Here is a 23,532-nt window from a genome sequence, read left to right as displayed (position 1 = left end):
AAATTAAACAGTTTTTAAAGTCTTAATTCTCATTAAGTAACTTAAAATTCAATGTTAGGTTAAACTAACTTCAATTAAAGCTGAAAAACCACATTATTTTTATAGTTGAAGTTCTAATAAAGTTAATCTCAGTCTAAATTCAAATGTGTTATAATTCAGGAGTGTGTTACTTTGGATGTTGAGGAAAGGAAAAAAGTGGGTAGGAAGGCTGTTTCCCTTGCAATTTCAGGAAATATTGTTTTAACTGTTCTGAACTTCGTTGTGGGAATGCTTTCTGGTAGTATGGCCCTTGTTGCAGAGTCTGCCCACACATTTTCAGATGTTTTAACATCCATAGTAACATCTGTAGGATTTAAGATCGGACTCAAACCCCCTGACAGCAAACATCCCTATGGCCACGGCAGGGCTGAACCCCTTGCAGGCCTTATAATAGTTCTTTTCCTTGGAATCATTGCATTTGAAATACTTTCAGAGGTTTACAGGAAACTGGTTCTTGGAATGGCTTTGAATCCCCCTGAAATGATAGCTGCAGTCATGGCTGTTGTTGGTGTTGGTGCAAATCTTGCAATGACAACCTACATGATGAGGGCAGGTAAGAAGATAAACAGTCCAGCCATAGTTGCAGATGCACACCATCAGAAGGTGGACATATTCTCATGTGCAGCCATACTCGTTGGTGTTGTGGGCTCAAGGATGGGATTCCCAATACTGGACCCACTGGTAGCAATTTTCATTGCATTCATGGTCCTGAAAACTGCCTTCGACATAGGAAGGGACAACATCAACAACATAATGGGCACTGTACCCTCCAGGGACATCATGATCAACATAAAGACCGCTGCAATGTCGGTTCCAGGCACATTTGGAATTCACAACGTAAGAATAAATTATCTTGGACCATATGCATCAGTTGACCTTCATGTTGCTGTTGAAGGGGATTTAAGTCTTAAAGCAGCACATGAAATTGCCCACAGCGTTGAAAAGAACATAATCAAGGATGTTGATGTCATAAACATAGTAACAGTCCATGTCTGTCCAAGGGATGAGGATAACGATGAGGAGTTCTGTGTTGATTGAATAAGAGAAAACCAACCACAAGGATAACTTTATCTCCTAAACTTTGAATAATTAATATTAATATCCATAAAGGTTTGATGGTGACGATTTATGGATGATCTGGATATCAAAAATATCCGTGGGCTTTCTGAAGAAGCAGCTGCCCAGAGGCTTGAAGAACATGGCTACAATGAGCTACCCTCTGCCCGTGAGCGTAGCTTCCTTGTGATCATGTTGGATGTTGTTCGCGAGCCCATGTTTCTCCTTTTAATTTCATGCGGAACCATCTACCTCATCCTGGGCGACCTTCAGGAGGCACTGATGCTCATGGGATTTGTGTTCCTTATAATGGGCATCACCTTCTATCAGGAGCGAAAAACTGAACGCACACTGGAGGCTCTGCGGGATCTGTCAAGTCCCAGGGCACAGGTAATACGCAATGGCCATAAGAAGAGGATAGCAGGTCGTGAAGTTGTTTTTGAGGATATTCTGATTCTTGAAGAGGGGGATCGTGTTCCTGCAGATGCTGTTGTACTGTCCTGCACCAATTTAAGTGTTGATGAATCTTTACTCACAGGGGAATCCATTGCTGTGCACAAGGTTCCGTGTAAAGGAATCATGGACATGCACCCTCCTGGAGGTGATGGTCTTCCTTCAGTGTTCTCTGGAACCCTGGTTGTCCAGGGCCAGGGTGTGGCACAGGTCACAGCCACGGGTTTGGAAACTGAAATTGGTAAAATAGGAATGCGCCTTGAAACCCTTGAAACAGAGGACACAGCCCTTCAGAAGGAGAGTAGAAAGTTTGTTATTAACCTTGCACTGGCAGGAGTTCTTCTCTGTGCAGCTGTGGTTATCATATACGGCCTCACAAGAAATGACTGGTTGAATGGATTTCTGGCAGGTATAGCCCTTGCAATGGCAATTCTGCCTGAAGAAATTCCAGTGGTACTCACCATCTTCCTGGCACTTGGAGCATGGAGAATATCACAAAAACAGGTTTTAACACGACGTTCACAGGCAATTCAGGCCATTGGTTCTGCAACAGTTCTCTGTGTGGATAAAACTGGCACTTTAACCATGAATGAAATGTCGGTCACCAGCATATTTACAGACGGGAAGTACTACAACCTGAAATCCCATGAATATGGAAATGAAACAGGAACTGACAACATTCCAGAGGATCTCCATGGGATAGTTGAGTTCAGCATACTTGCAAGTCAAAGGGACCCCTTTGACCCAATGGAAAGATCACTGAAGTCCTTTGGTAAAGCCACACTTTCCAATACAGAACACATCCACGATGACTGGACTCTGATACATGAGTACCCTCTCTCCGGTGAGTTGCTTGCAATGTCCCATGTCTGGAAATCTCCAGATGGTCAGGATTACATAATAGCTGCCAAGGGTGCTCCGGAAGCTGTTGCAGATCTCTGTCATCTGGATGATGTGCAGATGGAAAGGCTTTCCCGGAACATAGGTTCAATGGCAGGTGAAGGTCTTCGTATTATTGGAGTTGCCAGAGCTGCATTTAGAGAAACTGGACTTCCCCAAAAACAGCACGACTTCAAATTCGAATTCATGGGACTCATAGGTTTCATGGATCCTGTTCGTTCAGGTGTTTCTGATGCCATAAAAGAGTGTTACAGTGCTGGGATCAGGGTTGTGATGATCACAGGAGATTACAAGGGAACAGCACAGAAGATAGCCGAGAAAATAGGTCTAAAAGATCCGGAAAATGTTCTGAGTGGAGCTGAACTGGACAAGCTTGAGGATGGTGAACTTCAGGAAATGATAGGATCCATGAACATCTTTGCAAGGGTTGTGCCAGAGCAAAAACTCCGCATTGTAAACGCCCTGAAGGCACGTGGAGATGTGGTTGCAATGACAGGTGATGGTGTCAACGATGCACCTGCACTGAAGTCTGCCCAGATCGGTGTGAGTATGGGTGGTAGGGGTACAGATGTTGCAAGGGAATCATCATCACTGGTTCTTCTGGAGGATGATTTTTCATCCATTGTTGCGGCTGTGAAGATGGGCCGCAGGATCTTCGACAACCTGAAAAAGGCAACTGCCTACATACTATCGGTTCACATTCCAATAATAGGCATGTCACTGATTCCAGTGATCTTCCAGCTGCCACTGGTGCTTCTGCCCGTCCACATAGTTTTCCTTGAGCTCATCATTGATCCTGCCTGTTCCATAGTCTTTGAGGCTGAACCTGCAGAAGAGGGTATTATGAAAAAACCCCCGAGAAGCATGACAGAGCCCCTCTTCGACAGGAGAACCATTGGATTGAGTATAATGCAGGGTTTGAGTGTTCTTTTAATAGTGTTGAGCGTCTTCGTTATTGCCCTTTACACAGGCATGGGAGAACTCAATGCCCGTACCCTCAGTTTCACCACCCTTATCATCGCCAACATTGGACTGATATTCACCAACCTCTCATGGTCAGGCACCATAATAACCACCATCAGATCGCCCAATTCTGCACTGTGGTGGATCGTAGGAGGTGCAGTACTGTTTCTGTGCCTTGTACTCTGCTTCGAACCTCTACGCAACTTATTCAGCTTCAGTGTTCTCCATCCAAAGGACGTATTTATATGCCTAACTGCAGGACTCATCAGCGTGTTGTGGTTTGAAGGGCTTAAGGCTTTTAAAATATTTAAAAGATAATTAAGGTTTTAAAAGATGCAGAAATAAGCTGAAGTCAGATTTCCTAACGTAAGATTTTATTAAATAAAAAAAAATAATGTTGAATGAAATGAGCCCCACAAAAAAAGCCAAATCCCTCAAAGAAGAAGTGCTCGTGAGGTGCAAGGAACTCGGAGTACCTTTGGTGGGATTTGCACCGGTTGAAAGATGGGAAAAACCTCCAGAAGAACTTCCAAACACCTTCAGAGAGTGGATACCAAGAGAATTCTGGCCCCAATCCATATATCCTGAGGCAAAAACAGTTATGGTTATAGGACTGCCTGTTCAGCTTCCCATAGTTGAAACAGCCCCATCTATATATTACCATGAACACTACAAAACTGTTAACGCACTTTTAGACCAGAAGGCCTATGAAATCTCAAATTTCTTAACTGATAAAGGTTGTCCCTCAATTTATCTGCCTCGTGATGGTTACGGGGATATTGAGGTTCTTCTTAAAAAGCCCATGGCATTCTTCTCCCACAAACATGCTGCTTACCTTGCGGGTCTGGGTTCAATTGGACTGAACAACGTTATCCTCACTCCAGAGTACGGTCCCAGAGTCAGGTTCACGTCCATATTCACAACTGCAAAGTTCGAAACTGAAATTCCGAAAAAAATGATCTGTGTACGCTCTGCATGCGATGTGTTGGTAGCTGTCCCGTAAATGCAATTTATCCCCCAAATGACTTCAAATATTTTCCACCACCCATGGACAAGTTGAGTTGTGCCCTGCGAAGTAAAAAGCTCAGGGAAGAGCTGAGATCTCCCTGTGGTATTTGTATAAAGGTCTGTCCTGTTGGGGCGGATAGAAAGGTGTTTGGAAGGGAAAATATGAATATATACTCAGAAACTGATGATTTTAAGGTTTACCATGATGCCTGGAAACATGTTAAACAGTACGGAACAAGAAAAGAACCTTGATAATGTTTTTAAGCCTGTTTTAAAAGTTTTTGTTAATTTATAAGTTTTTAAAGGTTTCCCATAATTCCAAATTTCTACGATTTTTTAAAAAAATGTGATGCCCTTTTCCATCAACTTTTTAAGTTACGAGTTTAAAAATTAGGATGGAGATTCAAATGAAAGATTTATTTGCAGATAGAATGTCAAAGGTTCCAAAATCATTTGTAAGAGAAATATTGAAGGTTACAGAGGATTCTAATATCATCTCCTTTGGTGGAGGACTTCCAAACCCGGATTCATTTCCACACACTGAAATTGCAGAAGCTGCATCAAAAGTTTTAACACTTGAAAGTCGTGAAGCTCTGCAGTACAGCACAACAGAGGGTTACAAACCTCTTAGAGAATATATTGCTCAGAGGTATTGTAAGGGTGGTTTAAAGGTTGATGCTGATGAAATATTAATAACCAACGGTTCTCAGCAGGGACTGGATCTCGTGGGTAAGGTTTTCCTCAACAAGGATGATGGTGTGGTTGTTGAGCATCCCACTTACCTTGCTGCTATACAAGCCTTTGGAATGTACGAACCAAAATTTCACTCTGTGAAACTCATGGAGGATGGTCCTGATACAGTTGCCCTTGAAAACCTTTTGAAGAAGGAGAAGCCCAAGCTTTTTTACTGTGTTCCCAACTTCCAGAATCCCACTGGAATAAGTTACTCTGAAGATAAAAGAAGGGAAGTTGCAGGGATACTCAGGGAAAGCGGTACAGTTCTAGTTGAGGATAATCCCTACGGAGAGATCAGATTTATGGGTAAAGATCTGCCTCCAATTAAAAAGTTTCTACCAGATTCTGTGCTTTTGGGTTCGTTCTCAAAGGTTGTTGCCCCTGGAATTCGGCTGGGATGGGTTGCTGCTGGAGAAGAAGTTATGGACAAACTGGTTACAGCCAAGCAGGCCTCTGATCTTCATTCCAATTACCTTGCCCAGAGGATAGTTCATGGCTTCCTCACTCAATACGATGTGGAGAAACATCTTGATAAAATAAGGACCATGTACCGCAGGCAGAGGGATCTGATGGTTAATTCCATAGAGAAATATTTTCCAGATGGTGTTACGTGTACAAAACCTGAAGGGGGAATGTTCCTCTGGGTGACACTGCCTGAAGGTGTTTCTTCAATGGAACTCTTTGACCTTGCAATCAAGGAAAATGTTGCATTTGTCCCAGGAAAAGCTTTTTATGCTGAGGATCCTGAAATCAACACCATGAGGTTGAACTTCTCAAATTCAAATGAGGAAAAAATAGTGGAAGGAATTAAAAGACTTGCAAATGCACTTGAAAAAATTTTGTAACATGTTTAAAACCAGTTGTTGAACATGAGCACTATTAAAAGGTATAAAACAGATTTTTAATTGAGTTTTCCTTTTATATTTATTTTTAGTCCCATTAAAGGAGTTTAAACCTTTTTTTCGATAGGTATTTATTGTTTGGCCAACATAAAGTAGTAAAGAGAATATAGCTAAAAAAGGCCATTTGACTGTTTTATTTGTAGATAAACCTTTTTTTTGGTGGTGTTTATTTTGGTAAAAGCTGTGATCATGGCTGGTGGAAAGGGCACAAGACTGCGCCCCTTAACGTTTACCAGACCAAAACCCATGATTCCACTTGTTAACAGACCCATAATCCAACATACTGTGGAAAGACTTAAATCTATGGGTTTTAAAGACATATTAATGACATTGAACTACAGGCCGGATAGCTTAAAGCAGCACTTCCAGGATGGATCCAGTATGGGAGTTAACATCAGCTATTCAGTGGAAAAATCCCCCATGGGTACTGGAGGAAGTGTTTTAAAGGCTAAAAAATATATAGATGACACTTTCCTAGTTTTAAGTGGCGATGTTATAAGTAACGTTAATTTTAAGGATGTTCTAAAGTTTCACAAGGATAAAGGAGCTTTAGCAACCCTTGTTTTAACCCATGTTGAGGATCCAGCCCACTTCGGAATAGCTGTGCTTGATGAGGATTCCAAGATAATAAACTACCTTGAAAAGCCATCAGCAGACCAGGTTTTCAGTAAGCTTGCAAATACTGGAATATACATATTTGAACCTGAAATATTCGACTTCTTTGATGATAAAAAAGGGGAGATAGACTTTTCAAGGGAAGTGTTTCCAAGGTTGATAGCAGAAGATGCAGGAATATATGGCTACATCTTTGAAGGTTACTGGAACGATGTTGGAAGGCCTGAAACCTACCTGAAAGCAACCTATGATATTTTGAACCGAAAAATTCGGGAGAAAATCTATAAAAAACGTGCAAAGCAGAGTATTGGTAAAATAGGGAATATGTGGCTGGGTAAAAATATTCATATCGGGAAAAAAGTGCGCATAGAGGGACCGGTTGTTATTGGAAACAACTGCTTTCTTGATGATGGAAGTACCATATCCAGGGGAACTGTTATTGGAGATGGAGTTTTTATAGGAAAAAATAGCACCATTCAGGGGTCCGTGATTCTCTCAGACAGTGTTGTGAAGGAAAACTCATTTTTAAGTGCCTGCATCATAGACACTCATTGCACCATCAATGAAAACACCATCATAGAGAATGGAGTTGTTACAGGCAGTAGGGTTGAGATAGGCAAAAATTCAATTGTAAAATCATCAAGACACATAACAAACCAGACCAATATAATTCCAGATTCAGTTGTGGATGCAGATTTCTAGAAGTTGCTGTAATGTTATGAAAAATAGGACAATGAAAATTTGAGTTAAAATCACATTTATGATGAATTAAATATTAAGATTATCTTGAAATTAATTCATATGAACTCTCAATCTGGAATAAAAAGGAGTTTTTAGAATGTCTCTATACGTCAGGGAAGTAAGGGGTGTTGTAAACTCCGAAATCAGCAATGAATTTGCATCCAACCTCGGAACCATGGTGGGAAACTTTTTAAGCAACGGAAATACCATTGTGGTTGGGAGAGATACAAATCAAGCTTCTCAAATGATAAAAAGGGCTGCAACTGCAGGTTTGATAGCTGCAGGTGTTGAAGTGATTGATTTTGGTGTGGCACCAATACCTGCAATCCACTATGGTGCCGGCTTTTACAATGCAAAGGTGGTTATGACTGTCACAACATCCCATCTACATTCTGATGAAATCAGCATTAAGATATTCAGTAACTACAAAATTCCAATGGCAACAGAACGTGCTGAAAAAGTTAACTGGGAGAATATAGGTTCCCTATCCTACGTATACGATTACAAGGCTCAATACATAGATGCCGTTGTTGCAAATGTTGATGGAAAACTTATAAAGGATCATGCCCCCAAGGTGGTTTTGGACTGTGCAAATGCATCAGCTGTGCCCTTTGCCCCTGAAATTTTAGGTAGGCTTGGATGTGAAACCATACTAATTGGATGTCAAGGCCCTAAAGCTGATGAACGGTTTTCAGAACCCAGCCCTCAAAGTCTTGCCATGATATCTAACCTTATAAAGTCTGTTGGTGCAGATATTGGAATTGCAATTGATAACGATGGCGACAGAGTAATATTTCTGGATGAAAAAGGGAATACAATACGTGACCAGACCATCCTTGGAATATTTGCACGCGAAGCATTGCGCGAAAATCCAGGGGGCACTGTTGTGTCTTCAGTTGTGGCTTCAAGAATCTTGGATGAAATAGTGTCCGAATATGGAGGTAGTATCATTAAAACCCCTGTTGATCTTGTTTTAAATGGAACTGTTGAATCTGGAGCAGTTTTTGGTGGAGATGAACCTGGACTCTATACATTCCCCAAATTTAATCCCTGCTTCGATGCGGTGTTTGCATCTGTAAAGATGCTTGAAATAATCTGCAAAGAGAACAAACCCTTATCAAAGATTGCAGAAGAAATTCCAGAGTATCAGAGAACTGGATTTTCAGTTAAGTGTCCACATGAAAAGAAAGCCAAGCTTGTTGAAGATCTTAAAAATTCTCTGGTTAACGAAGGTGTTTTGAACACTACAGATGGTGTAAGAGTTGATTGGGAGGATTCTTACATACTCGTAAGACCTTCACGCTTTGAACCATTACTTCGAGTGTATATGGAAGCCAGATCATCTGAAAAATTACAGATAATTGTGGATAAGGTAAAAATGATGATTTAAATATTTTTAAGGAGTTTTTATGTGTTAAAATAGTGGAGGGGGATTTTTTATTCAAAAGGAGGATCCAGTTCAGGAGATAGATAAATTTTTAGCAGATAAACATTTGATCGTTGCATCCAACAGGGGCCCTGTGGAATTCCATGAGGGGGATAACGGAATTCTTGAAGGTAGAAGGGGTGCTGGAGGGCTTGTATCAACTTTGCTTCCAATTATGGAAACTGTGAAGGGAACGTGGATAGCCAGTACCATGACTCAGGGGGATAAGGTTGCTGCAGAGAAATTTCCAGATGGTAGGGTTCCTGTGCCTGAGGATGAGCCCAAATTCTGGGTTCCATTTGTGAGTGTTGATCCTGAAAGGTATGAAGATTATTACAGTGTGATAAGTAATCCTCTTCTCTGGTTCGTCCAGCACTACATGTGGAATCCTCCATACACACCTGAAATTGATGATAAAATCCATAAGGCGTGGAAAAATGGTTACGTTCATGTTAATAGACGTTTTGCAGATAAGGTTGTGGAAGAATCAAATTCAAATGATAAAGAAGCCCTGATAATTCTGCAGGATTACCATCTTTATCTTTGTCCTGCTTACATCCGTGAAAAGCTTGAAGATACTTTTTTAAGCCAGTTCATTCACATACCATGGCCTCAGCCGGAGTACTTCTGTATTTTACCAGATTACATGGAGGAGGCAATTGTAACTGGACTACTATCCAACGACATAGTTGGTTTTCATATAGAAAAATATGTGAACAACTTCCTCAGGACCTGTGAAGCTTACGCAGACCAAGTGGACTTTGAAAATAATACTGTACACTACGAAGGCCGTGAAATTCTTGTAAAGAGTTATCCAATTTCTGTTGATTATGAGGGGCTTGAAGAACTGTCAAAAACAGATGAAGTTCTAAAGAAGGAAAAGACCATCCATGAGATCAAAGGGGATGCATTTCTCATCTACAGAACGGATCGTGCAGATCTCAGTAAAAATATAATAAGGGGTTTTAAGGCCTACGATCTTTTCCTTGAGAAGCACCCTGAATTCCATGGGAAGGTTAAATTTCTGACCACTGGAAAGCCAACAAGACAGCAGATCAATGAATACAGGGATTACAGGATGGAAATTCATAAAGTAGTGGGGCATATCAATGCAAAATATTCAAAGGAGGGTTGGAAGCCAATCGAAGAGATCTTCAAGGCAGATTATCTCCTTGTGACTGCAGCCTTCAAACATTACGACTGTTTAATGGTGAATCCGATCTGTGACGGTATGAACATAGTTTCAAAGGAGGGTTCTGTTGTAAATGAAAATAACGGCGTTTTAATACTTTCAGAACATGCTGGATCCTATGAAGAGCTTAAGGATTATTCCCTGAATGTGAATCCATTTGATGTGACCCAGACTGCTGAAGCCCTATACCAAGCAGTTACAATGGATGAAAATGAACGTGAAAAACGTATCAATGGTTTAAAGGGAATTATAAATGAAAGGAACATATACCACTGGATCACAGAACAGTTCAAGGATATTGAGGAGTTCTTCAACAACAACAAGAGTATTTAATTTAATCTAAAAGCCATTTAAAAAAATTTTGAACATCATCCACGCTTTCAAGGAAGTGAGAAGCATCCTCCTTAATTTTAGAGGGTACTTCACCTGAGAGAATTATTATTGATTCACCATCCACCTTACCTTGGCTTTTGAGTTCATTCAGCTTCCGAAATGCATCTGCATCTGTTACATCATCTCCAAGATACAGTAACTTGCTTATATCATGTTCGGTGATGATTTTTTCAAGAATTTTACCTTTATCGTACCCTGCAGGGGGTCTTATCTCAATTATCTTTCTGCCCTCTTTTATTTGAAGATCTTTCAGCTCTTCCATATTTTTAAGGGTGTTCAACAAGATTTTTCTGGCACTGGGATCCTTGCAGAGTCTGTAGTGTATTGAAAAGCAGAGCCCCTTGTCCTCAAAGAGAACTCCTTCAACATTGCAGGATTCTTCCGCCTTTATTTTGCAAGCTGCTTCATTCATAAGTGGAAGGTACCTTTTTGTATCCTCCTCAACATGGATAAGCCCATTTTTCATGTATTCCATACCATGGTTACCAACGTATAAAAGCCCTTTTATTCCAATCATCCTCATAACATCTTCAACAGGTCTTCCACTAACAACTGCAACCATATAGAATTTCTCTGACAGTTCTAGAAGAACCTCCTTCATGGAGGGGGTTAAAACAGCTTCCCCCGGGGTTGGAGCTATTTCACTCAGGGTACCATCCACATCAGTTACTATGGCAGTTTTTTTATCATTTTTAAATCTTTCAAAGGTTTTTAAATTGTTGAGGAGGGGTTTGGGCATTTTATATTCCTACTTTTTTTTGTCCTTGAAATTTGTTATAATCTTAATTTTATTATAAACTCAGTAATATCCTTCTGATTATCACGGCAAAAAGAATAAAAAAAGATGAAATTACTGTTTTTGGTTATTTTTTTCAAGAATTTTATGGGCTACAAGGAGAACTATTAAGATGGTAGGGAGTATAATATCGAAGTAAATTGGGGCTCCTACATTACCTGGTGCATGGTTACCATGCTGGATCATGTCCATTACATGGCCGTATGCTGCTCCCCAGTAAAATATGGTGAACGCAGTAACTGTTGCAGTCCAGAAGTTGTCCCGGAACTTCAGGCACATTATTCCTATAACTCCAAGGGCAAGGTTTGCACATGCCACTTCAAACTGGAATGGACTTCCAGCAGGCCAACCAATATAGGCTGCAACCTCCGCTGAGGCAAATGCATGACCCATAAATGCCCATATAGAACTTAAACCTACCAATATAACCAAAGAATACATTAAAAAGATTTCCACAACCCGATCTTTGGTTCGTGGTTTTTTACTTATAAAAAGATGTGAAAACGAAACTAAAACTGCTAAAACTGGTAATACGTACATGATTTCCATTTTTTTTCACCCAGATCATTCTATAAAAATTCAACTTTTTTTTAACTTCTCTTGGTAGGATATTTCACAAATAAATCTAGTATTAATATGTGTTGAATCTGTGAATAAAACATTCTAAAATGAGTTTTAAAAACTAGGTTTAGTTATTATATTTCTTCAGTATCCAAATTGAAATCAAACCATTAGATAAGAATCAGTTTATTTCATATTAAAATTTATTTCATATTAAAATAATTTGAATGGAAACTTCATGGGAATATGGGTAATTAATTCAGATAATTACTTAATTGGTAAATAAACGAAATATCAGTGAATTAATTTAATAAAATTGAAATAAATTGATTAATAAATTAATATTAAAGGGTTAATATTAAAGGGATTATGTAGCTAAAATGAGGAGTAATAGGTTAAAGCGCCGGGGCCGGGATTTGAACCCGGGTGATCCAAGGGATCAGTGGCTTAGCAGGCCACCGCCGTACCAGGCTGGGCCACCCCGACAGTAACAATATTTAAAGGAATATTTTTAAAGTAATGTTCCTTAAAAAACTTCTTTGAATTGGAATCATTTTAATGTTAGATTTAACTCCCTTTTAAAGTTTGCCCTAAATCTTCCATAAAAATTTGATGAAAGGGAATAGGATTCAATGAAACCTTTTTGAAAGGGTTTTTTTAAAAGTGGGCGTGTTCAAGAGTGGACAGGCCTCCTGAAAACTGGTGATCCAGAAACCCGACTCCACCCCGTTGCTCCACAAGCATCAGCTGTCCGCAGTAGAACTGCTTCTTTCCAGACCTGATCCGTTCCTGTGGTTAAGACAGTTAACCCCGGCCCTACAGCCGAAACCCTGCCACCACTGATCCTGCGGGACGAGGTTTCTACATCGAGATCCTGGGCCATTTCCCAGTTAACCTGCCGCCTCTTGAACTTCAACCGCGCCGTATAGGGGATATGCGCTTACAGAGGACCCCTGACCCTCCGGTCTAGCCCATTTAAACTTGGTGCTTTTTAGTATTTGAACCTTGCGATCGCGTTCATACTATGTTGGTTAAAACTATGGGGATTATATGGGGAGAATACTGCTTATTTCAGGATTAAGGAATTGCAAAGAGTATTTTTATATCTATACTCCATAATTATTGTACATGGAACTCCTGCTGATCATTGGTATTGTAACTGCAGTTTACATGGCATTCAACATTGCAGCCAACGATATTGGAAACTCAATGGGCACTGTTGTTGGAAGTGGAGCTCTTAAAATGAGAAATGCCCTTATCTTAGGGGCATTATTCGAATTTATCGGTGCTATCTTCCTTGGAGCTAACGTTATAAAGACTGTTGGCAGCGGTATCGTGCCTCCAGAGTTCATGTCAATTCTGGGTGCCTTTGTTATAACCCTTTCTGCAGGAATCTGGATAACCATAACCCTCATAAAGAAGATACCCATATCTGGATCCGATGCCATTGTAAGTTCAGTTTTGGGTTATGGAATTGCATACGCAGGATTGCACAACCTCAACCTGGTTACTGCAGGTTACATAGCACTCAGTTGGCTCACATCTCCACTTATTGGTCTTGCAGCTGGTTTTGTAGTTTACTTCCTACTGAAGAGGGTGCTTTTGAAGCCTGGAAACAGAAACATCTCCTACAAGGACAGGCTGGAGAAGGTTTTTTCATACCTTCAGATAGGAAGTTCTTCACTGGCAGCTTTAGGCGTTGGTGCTATAGATATTGCAGCTGCAACAGGTGTGCTGTACGTTACTGTTGGCTCCAGCATGGGTTTTTCAATAAAATTTTTAGGTGCCCTTGGACTGGTCCTTGGAATTTTAATTGCAGGAAATCGTATAACCGATACAATAGGTCGTAGGATCACTGAACTCGTTCCAACAAGGGGTTTTTCAGCCCAGATTTCTGCTGGAACAATAACACTGCTTTTTGCATTCTATGGAATGCCAATATCCCCTACACAAACCCTTGTGGGTTCTGTGATTGGTGTTGGACTTGCCAGAGGAACTTCAACTGTGAAGCTGGACGTTATAAAACATATAGCAACAACCTGGATATTCACCATCCCTGCATGTATCCTGATCTCTGCATCCCTTTACTTCCTAACTTCCTACTTAATTGGATTTCTGGGATAATTTTTTAAAGAAGTATACTAAAACGGATTATTTTTAAATTTTGATTAAATTAAATCTTTAAAACTCTTTTTAAACCCAATTATTTGTCTTAAACCTCTTTTAACATAAAAATTATATGTAACTCCAGCAATAATTAATAATATTTATGGTACAATAATGTTTTATTGAAATTTTTAGTACTTTGAATCTTTGTTTCACTTTGGAGGAATGAAAAATGAAAGCCGATGCAATAAAAATCACAGATGGTGTGTACTGGATTGGAGTTAGGGACTGGGATCTGAGAAATTATCATGGATACACAGTTAATGGAACAACCTACAATGCTTACATGGTTTTTGGAGAGGATAAGGTTGCAGTTATAGACAACACCTATCCTGGAAGCTCAGCTCAGATGTGGGGAAGGATTGAGGATGCATTCAAACAGGAAAACCGGGAGTTCAAGGTGGATGTTATAATCCAGAACCACGTTGAGAAGGATCACAGCGGTGCCCTTTCAGAGCTGTGCAAAAAATTCCCGGATGCACGGGTTTACTGCACAGCAGTGGCTGTTAACGGCCTGAAAAGACATTATCCTTCACTCAAGGATGTTGACTTCCACACAGTTAAAACAGGTGACACCCTTGATCTTGGTGGTAGAACCCTTGCATTCCTCGAGGCTAAGATGCTTCACTGGCCTGACAGCATGTTCACAATGCTCATGGAGGAGGGGATTCTCTTTTCAAATGATGCCTTTGGTCAGCACCTCTGTTTCATGGAGAGGTTCAGTGATGAAATCTCTGAAGATGTGCTCATGGGTGCGGCATGCAAGTTCTATGCTAACCTATTAACCCCATTTTCAGGACTTATACTAAGAAAATTTGATGAAGTAACTAAATTGGAATTACTCGATAAAATAAAGTTAATTGCACCTGCACATGGTCAGATCTGGAGGGATCCTATGCAGATAATAGGTGCCTACACTGACTGGGCAACTGGAAAATGTGAGGATAGGGCAACTGTTGTCTACGACACCATGCATGGATCAACCCAGATGATGGCCCATGCAATTGCAGAAGGTCTTATGAGTGAAGGAGTGAAGGTTTCAATGTACTTCCTCCATGAGGATGAGCGAAGTGAAATCGTGAAGGACATACTCCAGAGCAAAGCAGTGCTTTTTGGAGCTCCAACCATGTTCAACGAACCCTACCCAAGTGTGGGGGATCTCATATTCTACCTACGGGGTTTGAACTTCAAAATGACGGGTACTAAAAGAAAAGCTGCAACCTTTGGTTCAATGGGCTGGAGCGGCAGAGCTGTGAAGAAACTTGCAGATGAACTTGAAAAATGTGGATTTGAAGTTTCCACAGACTACGAGGTGAACTACCTTCCTGAGGAAGATGAACTCGACCATTGCTACGAAATTGGAAAACAGATGGCCCGTGAAATTAAGGAAATGGACTGAAAAACTCTGAACTACACTTTCAATAATTTTAAGACGTTAACCAGCAGGAGGTATGTGAATAGTGTTGTAATGGAACCACTTGACATCATTTAAGTAATTAAATTGGTTAAGTAACTTTCAATTGGACAAAACTTGATTTATGGAAATTTTTAGGGGGTTTGCATGAATGAAAACATTAAAATTTGAAAGCCAACTGGATCCACACAAGAAGTTGATGACTGTGCTCTTCTGGATAAACAGAAAATCTGCAAGAACAGAGGGTTGTGCACCATTTCTTATAAAGAAAATTACAACAGAAGAAAACATATACACACCAGAAGGCAGGAAACTCTTGAAGTTAAGTGAGAATATAATGGAGGACCTTGTAAGAAGTGTTGATGGAGGAAGAGTCATAGAATTTGAGATAAGCATGGGTAAAGAATTCATAAAGGCCAAGCTTGAGGGAAACAGCTTTTCAGTGTCCACTGAAGAAAGTGAAGAAATCGAAGCTGAAATCATTGAAAAACTGGAAATGGAACTTGGAAAGAAATATCCCAGCGTATGCCAATCATTCATACCCAGAGTAACTCCCCGCAACACCCAATAGGACTGCAAAACATCAACATTCTTAATAATTTTTAAATACTTTTTTTTATACTTTTTATTTTTAAATAGGAGTTATAGTTCTTTTTTTTAAAATTATTACAAGTTTAAATCGGGGTTTTTCATATTTAAAATGTTTAATGGAACTTGTTGAAAAAAAGGATGATCTTATTGATTTTATGATCTTATTAATGATTTTATTGAGATAGATGAATGTTTAATATATTTTTTTAGGTGGCTGAACCCGTCCCAAATGCTGATCTAAAAATAAATACTGAATTTTAAGTTATTTCAAATTCTAAATCTTTTAAAAAAAGTTATCTATAAAAAGAATATAAAAAAAAGTCCTTTAAAAGTTTTAAACTTTTATGGCCCTTATTATATCTCCATCGGATACTATACCTTTTATATTTTTATCTTCCATAACAATGAGCTGATTTATTATATCACCCTCAGCACCATGGTCATTCATTGTTTTAACTGTTTCTAAAAGGTTTTTTTCTGGGTCCACACATACAACATCCTTCACCATGACCTTCTCAACTGTGGTTCCCAGTTCATACTTGTCAAGTATAAGGTTGTGGCCCAGATCAGTTGCTGTGACTATTCCAACCAGTTTATCACCATCAACCACTGGTAAGGAGCTTACCTTATGTTTCATGAGTTTTTCAAAGGCAAAAACAACATCTTCACTTGGTGGAACTGTTATAACACCCTTTGTCATTACATCCTTAACTTTTATCTTTTCCAACATCTTCTTCACTTCCATAGGTCTTTGTAATATCCTCTATTATGGAGTCTATCGTTGTTGTAACATCAATGTTTTCAATGACAGGAATATGATGTTTGTTTGCCTGACTTTCAAAATATTTATGTGTTCTTCTTATGGCTCCAAAATAGTTCATATAACGTTTAAGTGGTCTTCTAGCCCACATTTGTCTGCATCGGGAATAAAATCTTCCTTTATGAACATCTTCATCATGCAGGGTTAGTACGAACATTGTAACATTGTTTCTGTTTACAAGATCATCCCTTATAAAGCCAGGGACTATGTGAACTCCCTCTATAACTATGCTTATACCCTCTTTCAGGGCCCTTTCAATAACAGCTTCCACACCTATACTTACAGTATCAACGTGGTCCCTGAATCCAATTAGAATCTCATCAAGTTCAGGTGGTGGGGGTATTCTAAGGGAACGGTAGGCTGTGTAGCTTGACTCGTAGATGGTTGGAAGAAGTTCCTTGGACACGATTTTACGCATTACTTCCCTTATCATATCAGTACTTATCATGTTCCTTATTCCAAGTCTGTTTGCAACTTCAAATGCAATTGAAGATGTTCCAACACCTGAAGCTCCTCCGATAAGTATTATAAGGGGTTCTTTACATTTTCTTATCCTTTTCCACATTCCATACTTTTCAGCTATCTCTTCATCTTCTTCCCTTAACTTTTCACGGACGATCACAATGAGATCATTTAAATTTATGACACCGATACCTTCTTCTCTAAGGTGAGCCTCTATCTTGGATGCGAAGGTGTAGGCCTTGTTTGGATCCATCTCTGCCCGAGTTAGTGACCTGGCAAGAACTCCCTTTGAAAAGGGTTCCCTATATCTTTTACCGGTTACTTCTCCTTCAACCATAATCATTTTCAATTTCTCACCTCAAATAGAATACAAAGGCTTTATACAATAACTTGAAACAAAATATAGGTTATGTTAACATTATTTAAATTATTTTCTATTTAAAACTTGGATTTTAGGTTATTGTGAACAATCCATTTCTTAATCAAAGGTCTATGATTTCATGATTCATCTGAACATCCCCATCAGATTCATCTATATTTATCAAACAGGCGTTACCTGCAGATAACTGACCCGGATTAATTATACAGGTTTTCCCAATTCTGTCTTCACCCTTTGCTTCATGTATGTGGCCACATATGTTTAGGGTGGGCTGTAATTCCTCTATTATTTTTCTCACGGCTTCACTTCCAACATGATCCCCTGAAGGCAGGAGATCTGCCCGGGTTCCCTTTGGAGGTGCATGAGTTATAAACAGGGTTATTTTCTGGTCCTTTATGCTTTCAAGGGTTTTTTTAGCCTCTTCGTAGATCTGGACTTCCTCAAATTCCAGGGGTGTTTCAAAGGGTGTTGGATTGGAACCTCCAAAACCACAGATACCAACATCTTTAATTACCACGTTTCTTCCATGTATATTTACTGCGTTGGAGTTATCTATTTCATTGTATATGCAGGTCTGGTCGCAGTTGCCAGGTATTGCAAAAACTGGAATGTTAAAAGAACTTATTTCATTTAATATTTCCTCTCCAAGTTCAGATGGTCCAAAGTGGGTTATGTCGCCGGCAATTATTATGATATCCACATGATTATTTTTAAGGTAATCTAAGATCTTGTGATATTTACCGTGTATGTCGCTTACTGCAAGTATTTTCATGGTAAAGTCCTCTAAAAAATTGTTTTCTTAAAAAGAAGTTCCATATTCCATTTGAAACCTTAAATTTGGCTTTTTTTAAATCATTTTATTGAAATGGATCATTTTTATTAAATTTTATAATGCATTGATTCTAATGAGATAAAATTTTAAAATAACTTTAAAACAACATTTTATTCTAAAATATTTGATTTTAGAAAGTCTTTGATCTTAAAAAAATGTTTTTATGGGATCACTCACTGAACAAGGGAGCCATTTCCTTCAGACTATGTTGTATGTTAACCTTATCCCCGTAGATCACCACAACTTCATCAGTTTCAAATTCAATTATAACGTTGTGGTACTCAGCAATTTCCTGAACCCTGTCTTCAGATTGGGGTTTTTTAAAGGTGACCCTGACCATTGAAAATCCTGAGGGAGCCCCTACAACATATTTTGACCGTTTATCCGGCACATCATAAACCTTTTCCCCACGAGAGGCTTTTGTAAGCTTTTCAAGCCATTGATCGGCATAACCTTCGCCTTCAGCCTCTGCAAGTCCCATCAATGTGTCCTGAATAGAAGTTAAAAAATTGTTTATACGCCCAACTTCCTTCATGCGCTCTGGATCTGCAGGGTTAATCTTGTAGAAGTTTATTGTTGTCTTCGCCATCCTGATGTCCTCTGTGAGGGCAGGAGATATTTCAACGTTCTTCTTTCTCAGGTCTGTCAGTAATTCAACAAGCACCATCCATGTCTGTTCTGCAGGTAGATCACTCATAAATGTCCTTCCAGTATTTTCTTGGTGTGGTAATTAATATCAGCATCTGCTTCCTTTAACTCTGCCTCTATCTGTTTTATGTTATCATAGGAGTCCAGGAAGAGCACGTGATTGCTTTCAGTACCACTTATGTTGAGTATCGCTATTTCATCAGTATCCTTAACTTGTCTTTTTTCTATTGATGCTTTGTACTGTACAAATGGCCCGTATTTTTCAGGTAGTTCATTGAATTTGAATATTCCCACAAGACTTGCAACGAACATGAGAAAACACCCCTTTCTTAGATGGTTTAAAATTTTGATTATTTTGATTTACTTATTATTTATTATATTTTTTAATTAAAACTTTTTTTACTAATTTTATCAGTTACTTCTTCCATAATTGATTGAGAACCCACTATAAAACCAATGATCTTCCAAAATGATCTTTGTTTTTAAAGTTTAAATTTTTTGGGTTATAATGGATTTAAGACCTAAACATGAGTTATTAAATTTGTAATAGATTATCAACACTGAATCATTTATAATTTGTTGAAATAAGGAATAGGTTCTCCTATACTCAACCAAGTTGAATTTAAAAAGGAATTTTGAAAAAATACAGCGTGGATCTCAAATGATACAATCCTTAAGCATTGCAATGAATTGATTTAATTTAAAAAAAATATGGGGGAGAAATTTATTCTCCACCGGTTATTACGTCCAATTTTGCAAGAGCTGGGTCTGTGCTTATCTGATGAGCGTCGACTGTTAGCTCTTCTGGTTTTAATCCCATTGCAAGTCCGTAGAGCTGTGCAAGGTGGAAAACTGGTATCTGGAAGTTGGTTCCGTATTTTTTGTTGACTTCTTTCTGGCCAACATCGAACTGTAAGTGGCAGAATGGGCAGACGTTTACTATTGCGTCGACTCCTGCTTCTGTCATGTTGTCGAGTTTTTCTTTGGTGTAGTCAAGTGTTACATCAAGGTCTCTTGCCCTTAAACCTCCGCCTGCTCCGCAGCACATCATTTTGTCCTTGTATGGTACGGATTTTGCACCGGTTGCTTCAACGAGTTCATCAAGTATGGTTGGTTTGATTGGGTCGTCGATTCCAATTTCAGCGCTTGGTTTGAGGAAGTGGCAGCCGTAGTGAACTGCAACGTTGAGTCCTAATGGTTTTGTGAAGGTTTCTGTGAGTTTTTCAATTCCCACATCTTTGTAGAGAATTTCTGCAAAGTGCCTTACGTTGATGTCTCCTTTGAATTCCCTTCCAACTTCAGATAGGACACCGTTAATTTTTCCTTTGAACTCTTCATCTTCTTTAAGGAGGTGGTTGCTTTCGTACAATGATCCAAAGCATCCGTTACATTCGGTCATAATGTCCATTTCCATGTCTTCAGCTATGGTCAGGTTCCTTGCTGCTATTGAAGCCCATGTTGTTTTGTCGAATGAACCGAAAACACCTGGTGCTGGGCAGCAGGATGCTCCTTCCATGTCTTTGATTTCAATTCCGAGATTTTCCATAAGGATCCTGGTTGATTTCTCGATTCCAGGGTACCTGTTGTTCATTATACATCCTAAGAAATATGCAAATGCCATCTTGATTCCTCCTTATTCTAATTCTCCGGTTTCCCAGTTGTATCCTATGAGACTGTCGAATCCTGTGAGTTTGGTTATTTTCTGGACTTCTTCAAGTGCTTCTGGGAATTCGTGTGTGGTTGGTGGTAATTCAGTTAGGCCCACGCTTTTCCTTAAAGCTTTGGTTGCATCGTTTATAGGCACACCGTGTCCTGTTTTTATAACGAATGATCCTGTTGCTTTGTGTGCAGGTGCCATGTATCCTGCGTGTGCTGCCTGGTTCCTTACAGCCTTAACAACATCCACGATTTTGATTCCTCTTGGGCATCTTTCCTGGCATTCGTAGCAGGTTGTGCACATCCAGATTGTGTCATCAGATATGACATCTTCTTTAAGGCCCATTACTGCCTTTCTTACAAGCTGCCTTACTTTGTATGGTGTTCTCCTTCCAGAAGGACATGCTCCTGAGCATGTACCGCACTGGAAACATACTGCCACAGATTCTGCGCCAGCGTCCATTATTTCCTGTTTGAAGTTTACATCGATATCTTCACGGGTTATAGTAGCTTTTTCTCTTCCTTCAAGTAAAGTCATAATACCACTCCTTTCAGTTTTGGGTTTTTCAGATTTTTCTTCCCTTACTGATACCTTCTCTGATTCATCATCAGATTTCTCTGTTTTTACTGCTTCTTTGCTTATTTCTGTATCAGTTTCTATTTTTTCTTCTACGGGTTCAACATCTTTTTTGATGGCTTCCTTAGATTTTGTTTCATTAGTTTTGGAAACTGATTCCTTGACTGTTTCTTGTTTTTCTTCTGTTGGTTTCTCTGTTTTCACTTCTGACTCTGATTGTTCCACTGAATTCTCTGCTGATTCCTTTTCGGGGTTTTCATCCCCAGTTAACATATTTTTTAAGCGATTTAGAAATGACATTCTATTTCACGCCCTCTGTATAGTACGGCTCTGTGTGAAAACTTGTGATTTTCATGTTCTAGGTGTGATGTTCAGCATATATATAGGTTGTGCAAAAATCTCCAACTGTAACCTTTTAGGTTACACATTCAAATGGGTTGGAGTGAGGTTGAAAAACTTGAGATAGAAAAATCATTTTCTCAACCCTCAACATTTTAAATAACATCAAAACAGATCAATTAACTGATTGAAAAGAACCTTTTCTTAAAAATTACACAAAGGTTACAGATAACAAGAAGATTATGAATAATAAGGTAAATAATACATTTTAAAGGAAGAATCTTAAAGATAAGTGATGCTAATGCTTGAAATAACCCTACACGATGGTCCAGGAAGACTTGGAAAATATGAAGGTGCAAAAACACCATCAACCCTAAAAACAGATGATTCATTACCCCTATTAAAGGATGAACCAATGCCCTACAACGTTCCAAAAGCCCTTGCTGAATGGTCCGTCAACCAGACAGTCGAAAATGCCAGGAAAACTGGTGAAAATGGGATTGCAGTTATTCATGGCTCAAAATATCCGGATCTGAGGGTTAAATGTGCTCAGGAACTTGAGGAACTTGGAAACAGTGTTTTTATGGTTGCAAACTCTGAAGAACTTATGAGAAGGCCCATGGATCTGGTTGAGATGATGGTGAAGTTAAGGGAAGCCCTGAATCCAAATTCAGCTATTTACTTCCCATTCACAGACGTTTCATTCATTCCACTTCTGGCTTACCTGGGTGTTGACTTATTTTCAGAAGATTCATGTGAATTTTACGCCAAACTGAATACAATGCTAACACCTACAACCCGTTACGATACAGAAAGCTACGTTATATATGAAATGGAACAGGAAGAACTCGTTGCGTACAACAAAAATTCAATGGACTTTGTTTTGAGGGAGGTTCGTGAGAACATTAAAAATGGAACCCTCAGAAACCTTGTGGAGGAACGCTGCTGCACCTCACCTGAAGCCATGACTGCCCTTAGAATATTGGACAGGGATCATCCTGATTTTCTTGAAAGGTACACTCAGATGTACTGAAAGAATTTCATATCCCTATTTAAAAAAAATAAATAACTGAATCCATGATTAAAACTCTCTGATTGCTTTAAATCATGTTTTTCTTTACATATTTTTAGTAAATTTAGTAAAATAAAAAATTAAAAAAATAATCTTTAAATCATTTTTTAACTGCAACTACAATGTAATGGTACTCCCCAATCTCAAGTGCCTCTTTGATCTGGAATCCGTATGGAGATAGTATTTCAGCAACATCTGCAGGTCCTAATCTTATTTCATATGGTGGTCCGCGCTGGCTCTGGATCTTCCTGAATTCCACAAGGGAAAAGGTTCCTCCAGGCTTTATGACCCTTTTTATCTCATTCATGACCTCGGGGACTTCACCTTCTGCTGCAAAACCATGCATAACATTGGCCATAATCCCTACATCAATGGCATTATCATCCAGGGGTAACTTCTGGGTTAAATCTGTGACTTCTGCCGTGATATTGGTTATTCCTTCATCTTGAGCCTCTTTTTTGAGTGAATCTATTGATTTTTCGTAAAGATCCAGTGAATGTACCTTCCCTTCATCTCCAACGAGTTTTGATGCAGCTATTGAAAGATATCCATCTCCACATCCCGCATCAAGGAATATGTCTCCCTTTTTAATTTCAATGTTTTTCAAAACTTCTTCAGCACTGAGCACATCCCTACTGGACTTACCATGGTGTTTGTGTCCATGTTTATCAGACATTGCCTCACCTCTCATCGATTTTTAAAACTATCTTCTATTTTTGAATGTTCTGTTAAATATCTTTTTAACATAATAAAAAAAATTTGAAAATTGAAACTGAATTAAAAAAGTAAAAAATAA

At 39.1% G+C, this 23,532-nt stretch carries 22 protein-coding genes, 1 tRNA gene and 1 other RNA gene; 12 read left to right on the top strand and 12 right to left on the bottom strand.

The window, feature by feature from the left end; all coding sequences use genetic code 11:
* Positions 1–171: 171 nt before the first annotated feature.
* The 8 genes from J2756_RS00250 to J2756_RS00220 all read left to right on the top strand — a co-directional run bounded on the left by J2756_RS00250 (position 172) and on the right by J2756_RS00220 (position 10,363).
* Complete coding sequence (locus J2756_RS00250) at positions 172–1,077, top strand: cation diffusion facilitator family transporter (protein WP_209580931.1); 906 nt, start codon at positions 172–174, stop codon at positions 1,075–1,077.
* Between the two features lie 90 nt (positions 1,078–1,167).
* Positions 1,168–3,729, top strand: coding sequence for a cation-translocating P-type ATPase (locus tag J2756_RS00245; protein ID WP_209580928.1), 2,562 nt, complete (start codon positions 1,168–1,170; stop codon positions 3,727–3,729).
* Positions 3,730–3,817: 88 nt separating this feature from the next.
* Positions 3,818–4,414, top strand: coding sequence for a hypothetical protein (locus J2756_RS00240; protein ID WP_245315846.1), 597 nt, complete (start codon positions 3,818–3,820; stop codon positions 4,412–4,414).
* Positions 4,387–4,671: a hypothetical protein gene (locus J2756_RS11455; protein WP_245315844.1), complete on the top strand. Its 285-nt coding sequence runs from the start codon at positions 4,387–4,389 to the stop codon at positions 4,669–4,671. Before J2756_RS00240 ends, J2756_RS11455 begins: the two co-directional genes overlap by 28 nt.
* A 155-nt stretch (positions 4,672–4,826) precedes the next feature.
* Positions 4,827–5,999, top strand: a complete 1,173-nt coding sequence (locus J2756_RS00235) for an aminotransferase-like domain-containing protein (RefSeq protein WP_209580925.1) — start codon at positions 4,827–4,829, stop codon at positions 5,997–5,999.
* 228 nt (positions 6,000–6,227) lie between these two features.
* Complete coding sequence (locus J2756_RS00230) at positions 6,228–7,373, top strand: sugar phosphate nucleotidyltransferase (protein ID WP_209580922.1); 1,146 nt, start codon at positions 6,228–6,230, stop codon at positions 7,371–7,373.
* 136 nt (positions 7,374–7,509) lie between these two features.
* Positions 7,510–8,802: a phosphomannomutase gene (locus tag J2756_RS00225; protein ID WP_209580920.1), complete on the top strand. Its 1,293-nt coding sequence runs from the start codon at positions 7,510–7,512 to the stop codon at positions 8,800–8,802.
* Positions 8,803–8,905: 103 nt separating this feature from the next.
* Positions 8,906–10,363 carry an alpha,alpha-trehalose-phosphate synthase (UDP-forming) gene (locus J2756_RS00220; protein ID WP_245315842.1) on the top strand — a complete coding sequence of 486 codons (1,458 nt, stop codon included), beginning with the start codon at positions 8,906–8,908 and terminating at the stop codon, positions 10,361–10,363.
* Position 10,364: 1 nt separating this feature from the next.
* On the opposite strand, the gene otsB is transcribed toward J2756_RS00220, so the two are convergent.
* The 4 genes from otsB to ffs all read right to left on the bottom strand — a co-directional run bounded on the left by otsB (position 10,365) and on the right by ffs (position 12,757).
* Positions 10,365–11,162 (bottom strand): trehalose-phosphatase, encoded by a 798-nt coding sequence (gene otsB / locus J2756_RS00215; protein ID WP_209580917.1) that lies wholly within the window; start codon positions 11,160–11,162, stop codon positions 10,365–10,367.
* A gap of 111 nt (positions 11,163–11,273) precedes the next feature.
* The gene (locus J2756_RS00210; RefSeq protein WP_245315840.1) at positions 11,274–11,768 is read right to left on the bottom strand and encodes a DUF6790 family protein; all 495 of its coding nucleotides are present in this window, start codon (positions 11,766–11,768) and stop codon (positions 11,274–11,276) included.
* A gap of 413 nt (positions 11,769–12,181) precedes the next feature.
* A tRNA-Ser gene (locus J2756_RS00205) sits at positions 12,182–12,266 on the bottom strand.
* Positions 12,267–12,441: 175 nt separating this feature from the next.
* Positions 12,442–12,757, bottom strand: an RNA gene (ffs, locus tag J2756_RS00200) — signal recognition particle sRNA.
* A 151-nt stretch (positions 12,758–12,908) separates the two neighbouring features.
* Here ffs and J2756_RS00195 point away from each other — a divergent pair.
* From J2756_RS00195 to J2756_RS00185, 3 genes are all read left to right on the top strand, one after another.
* Entirely contained in the window at positions 12,909–13,904 is a 996-nt protein-coding gene (locus J2756_RS00195) for an inorganic phosphate transporter (RefSeq protein WP_209580914.1), read from the top strand.
* Positions 13,905–14,118: 214 nt separating this feature from the next.
* Entirely contained in the window at positions 14,119–15,345 is a 1,227-nt protein-coding gene (locus tag J2756_RS00190) for an FprA family A-type flavoprotein (RefSeq protein WP_209580912.1), read from the top strand.
* Between the two features lie 166 nt (positions 15,346–15,511).
* The gene (locus tag J2756_RS00185) at positions 15,512–15,931 is read left to right on the top strand and encodes a hypothetical protein (RefSeq protein ID WP_209580909.1); all 420 of its coding nucleotides are present in this window, start codon (positions 15,512–15,514) and stop codon (positions 15,929–15,931) included.
* 354 nt (positions 15,932–16,285) lie between these two features.
* On the opposite strand, the gene J2756_RS00180 is transcribed toward J2756_RS00185, so the two are convergent.
* The 7 genes from J2756_RS00180 to hdrC form a co-directional block, all read right to left on the bottom strand.
* Positions 16,286–16,681, bottom strand: coding sequence for a CBS domain-containing protein (locus J2756_RS00180; RefSeq protein WP_209580904.1), 396 nt, complete (start codon positions 16,679–16,681; stop codon positions 16,286–16,288).
* Complete coding sequence (locus J2756_RS00175) at positions 16,659–17,576, bottom strand: 2-phosphoglycerate kinase (RefSeq protein ID WP_209582246.1); 918 nt, start codon at positions 17,574–17,576, stop codon at positions 16,659–16,661. The genes J2756_RS00180 and J2756_RS00175 overlap by 23 nt, the downstream gene beginning before the upstream one ends.
* Before the next feature lie 139 nt (positions 17,577–17,715).
* Positions 17,716–18,384, bottom strand: coding sequence for a metallophosphoesterase (locus J2756_RS00170; protein ID WP_209580901.1), 669 nt, complete (start codon positions 18,382–18,384; stop codon positions 17,716–17,718).
* A 229-nt stretch (positions 18,385–18,613) separates the two neighbouring features.
* On the bottom strand, positions 18,614–19,141 hold the full coding sequence (locus tag J2756_RS00165; protein WP_209580898.1) for a DUF2096 domain-containing protein: 528 nt from the start codon (positions 19,139–19,141) through the stop codon (positions 18,614–18,616).
* Complete coding sequence (locus J2756_RS00160; protein WP_209580897.1) at positions 19,138–19,404, bottom strand: DUF749 domain-containing protein; 267 nt, start codon at positions 19,402–19,404, stop codon at positions 19,138–19,140. The genes J2756_RS00165 and J2756_RS00160 overlap by 4 nt, the downstream gene beginning before the upstream one ends.
* A gap of 412 nt (positions 19,405–19,816) precedes the next feature.
* Positions 19,817–20,713, bottom strand: a complete 897-nt coding sequence (hdrB, locus tag J2756_RS00155; protein ID WP_209580893.1) for a CoB--CoM heterodisulfide reductase subunit B — start codon at positions 20,711–20,713, stop codon at positions 19,817–19,819.
* Between the two features lie 12 nt (positions 20,714–20,725).
* Complete coding sequence (gene hdrC / locus J2756_RS00150; RefSeq protein ID WP_209580890.1) at positions 20,726–21,625, bottom strand: CoB--CoM heterodisulfide reductase subunit C; 900 nt, start codon at positions 21,623–21,625, stop codon at positions 20,726–20,728.
* Between the two features lie 340 nt (positions 21,626–21,965).
* Between hdrC and J2756_RS00145 the strand changes: the two genes are divergently transcribed.
* Complete coding sequence (locus tag J2756_RS00145; protein WP_209580888.1) at positions 21,966–22,697, top strand: archaeosine tRNA-ribosyltransferase; 732 nt, start codon at positions 21,966–21,968, stop codon at positions 22,695–22,697.
* A gap of 139 nt (positions 22,698–22,836) precedes the next feature.
* Here the strand turns inward: J2756_RS00145 and J2756_RS00140 are convergent, their stop codons facing one another.
* On the bottom strand, positions 22,837–23,412 hold the full coding sequence (locus J2756_RS00140) for a class I SAM-dependent methyltransferase (protein WP_209580886.1): 576 nt from the start codon (positions 23,410–23,412) through the stop codon (positions 22,837–22,839).
* Positions 23,413–23,532: the final 120 nt, after the last annotated feature.

It is taken from the genome of Methanobacterium aggregans (assembly GCF_017874455.1).
Classification (GTDB): Archaea; Methanobacteriota; Methanobacteria; order Methanobacteriales; family Methanobacteriaceae; genus Methanobacterium_C; species Methanobacterium_C aggregans.
The sequence above is the reverse complement of the archived record's forward strand: the minus strand, read 5'-3'. Positions and strand labels throughout refer to the sequence as shown.